Origin of the sequence: Geoalkalibacter sp. (genome assembly GCF_030604225.1) — a bacterium.
Lineage (GTDB): Bacteria > Desulfobacterota > Desulfuromonadia > Desulfuromonadales > Geoalkalibacteraceae > Geoalkalibacter.
Genome location: NZ_JAUVWH010000201.1, coordinates 1 through 2,848, shown reverse-complemented (window position 1 = coordinate 2,848; position 2,848 = coordinate 1). Strand labels below are relative to the sequence as shown.

Below are 2,848 nucleotides of genomic sequence, written 5' to 3'. Positions count from 1 at the left end.
TTCGGCCTGCACTGCAACGCGCAAATGCAGGCGCGTCACATCCGCCGCTTCTGCGCCGTGGACGAGGCCGGCCACAAGCTGCTGGAAATGGTCACCGACCGCCTGGGGCTTTCGGCGCGCTCCTACGCGCGCATCCTCAAACTGGCCCGCACCATCGCCGATCTCAACGAAAGCCCGACCCTCACCCAGGCCCATCTCGCCGAGGCCATCCAGTATCGCAGCCTGGATCGGCGCTCGCCGGGCTGAAGCTTGGGAAGATTACGCTTCAGAAAAACTCCCGCAGGCTTTCGTCGATGCCCTTGAGGGTCTCGTACCAGAAATCCCGGGCGGCCTCGACGGCATCCTGGTCGAATTTCTCCAGCCACTCTAGCAGGCGCGGATCCGCGACCTGATCAACCTCGCGCTTGCGCTTGAGGAAGGTGTGCAGATAGTCGATGTTGGCCCGCGACTCCCAGAAAATCGGGCTGTTGCCACTGTGCAGGCGGCTGGCCAGGACTTCGATGGCGCGCAGGAAGGGCTCACGGTTGCCATAAAGGGAGCCCAGCACCTCGGGCAGCATCTCCTCGGCCCAGCCGCGATGGAAGCGGCAGACGCCGAGGTTGTCGAGGATCAGCTCCTTTTTCATGCGCTCGGCGCACATGCGGCCCAGGGTGCGCGGCGGCACGAAATCGTAGCTGTAGAGCATGTAATACTTGCCCATGATGGCCATGGGAGCCAAAACCCCCGGCACCCAGTACTGGTTGGGCACCATCCAGCCGCGCCGGCCGAAGGCGGTATAGACCAGGCGGTCGTGCAGGGCGGTGCCGCGGGCCCGGGAATGGATGCGGCTCCATTTGCGCACCCCCTCGCGGAAATCGAGAATGCCGCGCCGCTCGAGGATGGCGTCGATGAGTTCGCAGCCCAGTTCGGCATTGTGCCGGGAATCGCCGACCACATCGAAGCCCGCCACCTCCCAGTGCGGCAGGCGGCTAACCCCCAACTCCTCGGGCTTGAGCAGCCCGGCGTCGAGCAGGTCCATCAGCCAGGCCAGCACCCCGCCCAGGGAGATGGCATCAAAGCCCATGGCGTCGCCGTGGTGGTTGAGCTGCTCCGCCGCCCGTTGATCGAAGATGCCGCACAAGGGCCCCAGGGTCTGGTAGGGCTCGTAATCCTTCTTGTACGTGCCGTGCATTTTCTTGCACAGGGCGGCGCAGGGCTCGCCGCAGGTGGCCTGCTGCTTGGTCTGGATGGTTTCCTCGTTGAACTGCCGCAAATAGTGCTCGACCACCAGGCTCTGCTGCAGGGCCTGGCGCTCTGGTTCCGTCCAGTGGATGCTGCGGTAGTTGAAGGCCAGCAGCTTGCCCCCCATGCCCGCGTAGTTGACGCCGAAGGTGCCGCCGGTATTGAACTTCTCGTCGTAGCGGTACTTGGTGGTCACTTCCAGGTCTTTTTGCGCCAGCCGCTGGCGGTACTTGTTCTGGAACCACTCGTCGGCCACCTTGCGGTCGCGAAAGTCCTCGTCCACTTGGGTGCCACCGTAGATGATCGCCACGATGCCGTGGTTTTGCAGAAGGGCGCTGCCCAGACCGCCGCGACCGGCCCAGGTATCGACGGGAGTGATCCTGCCCTTGGTGATGGGCACCGATAGAATGCCGCCCATGTCGGTGTGCATGGCCGCCGGGCCGGTGACCAGGATGCGCGGATCGTTTTGGTAGCGGCCTCCGAACATCTCAAAGACCCGGTCGGTCAGGGCATAGGCCCCGGTGCGCCCTTGCTTCCAGATGCTTTCCACGGCGACGGGCACCACCTCCACCTCGATCTCTTCCCCGTGGTTGCGGTTGAGATAGAGCACCGAGGGCAGCGGCGCCTTGCCCACCAGGCTGAGCATATTGATGCCGAGGTTGTCGAACACCAGCCCCGCCCCGCCCATGGAACTGATGTAATAGCCCTGCCAGCAGGGGGAGAAGCCGGTCAGCACCATGCGGTTGGACCCCGGAAAGATCGACCCGGCGAAAATCCCCACGCCGAAATTGAGGCTGCGATAGGTCTTGGCGAGGTGGATGCCCAGATCCACCGGCCCGAAATACCGATCCAAGCCGTATTTCCTGGTTTTGTAGAAACCATTGGCCGCATCGACCAGCAGCACCCGTTGAAACAGATCCATGAAGCTCACCTCGAGGTTGCGCGCCTAACTCTCATTGTGCAGGACATGACCGAGAATCATGCGGGCGATCTGCGGATTGCGCAGCTTGGCGTTGTTGAACAAGGCATGATAGAGCAGCGGGTCATGCTCATCGGCATCGAGCACCCGGCGGATGATCCGGTCGCGCTCCTTCTGCCGCTCCAGGACCATCAGTTCCGCGTCCTGGGGGCTAAGGTTCATGCGCCGCGCGATGGAGCGCACCTTGAAATCCTGGTCGGCGATCAGGCGGAAATGATGGCAGTTTTTCATGGCCTTGGTGATGATGGCCGCCCCCAAGCCGACGATGACCGCGTTGCCGGTGGCGGCGATCATCAGCACCTGCTCGCCGAGCAGCCGATAGTAGTCGGCATCGGCCTTCCAGCGATCGGAAAAACTGGCGAAGATGTCATCGATCCAGCGCGGCCCCTCGCCCAGAGACTGCATGATGTCGGGGTCAATGCGGTGTTCCCGGGCCACTTCGTCGAGCAGGGCCTTATCCACCAGCAGCCAGGGTTCGCCGGTGATTTCCTGGGCGCGCCGGATCAGTTCCTCGGCCACGGGAAAGGCCTCGCAGCCGAACTGCCGCGACAGGGTGATGGTCGGCTTGGGCGGGGCGCTTTTCTTCACCGTCTGGGCGCGATGGGTGAGATCGTGATAGGCACGCATCCGCTGTTCTACCGAGGGGGC

At 63.4% G+C, this 2,848-nt stretch carries 2 protein-coding genes and 1 pseudogene; 1 reads left to right on the top strand and 2 read right to left on the bottom strand.

What is annotated here, in order from left to right; translation table 11 throughout:
* A pseudogene (locus QAT43_RS14740) lies at window positions 1-246 on the top strand (ATP-binding protein); the annotation flags it as partial.
* Between the two features lie 19 nt (window positions 247-265).
* On the opposite strand, the gene QAT43_RS14735 reads toward QAT43_RS14740, so the two are convergent.
* Both QAT43_RS14735 and QAT43_RS14730 read right to left on the bottom strand, forming a co-directional pair.
* Entirely contained in the window at window positions 266-2,143 is a 1,878-nt protein-coding gene (locus QAT43_RS14735; RefSeq protein WP_305043848.1) for an aldehyde ferredoxin oxidoreductase C-terminal domain-containing protein, read from the bottom strand.
* 24 nt (window positions 2,144-2,167) lie between these two features.
* Window positions 2,168-2,848, bottom strand: a 681-nt coding sequence (locus QAT43_RS14730) for a cytidylate kinase-like family protein (RefSeq protein WP_305043847.1), incomplete at its 5' end; no start/stop codon positions are given.

Coding starts and splice junctions, on each gene's coding strand:
- QAT43_RS14735 (WP_305043848.1), bottom strand. CDS start 2,143: ATGGATCTGTTTCAACGGGTGCTGCTGGTCGATGCGGCCAATGGTTTC.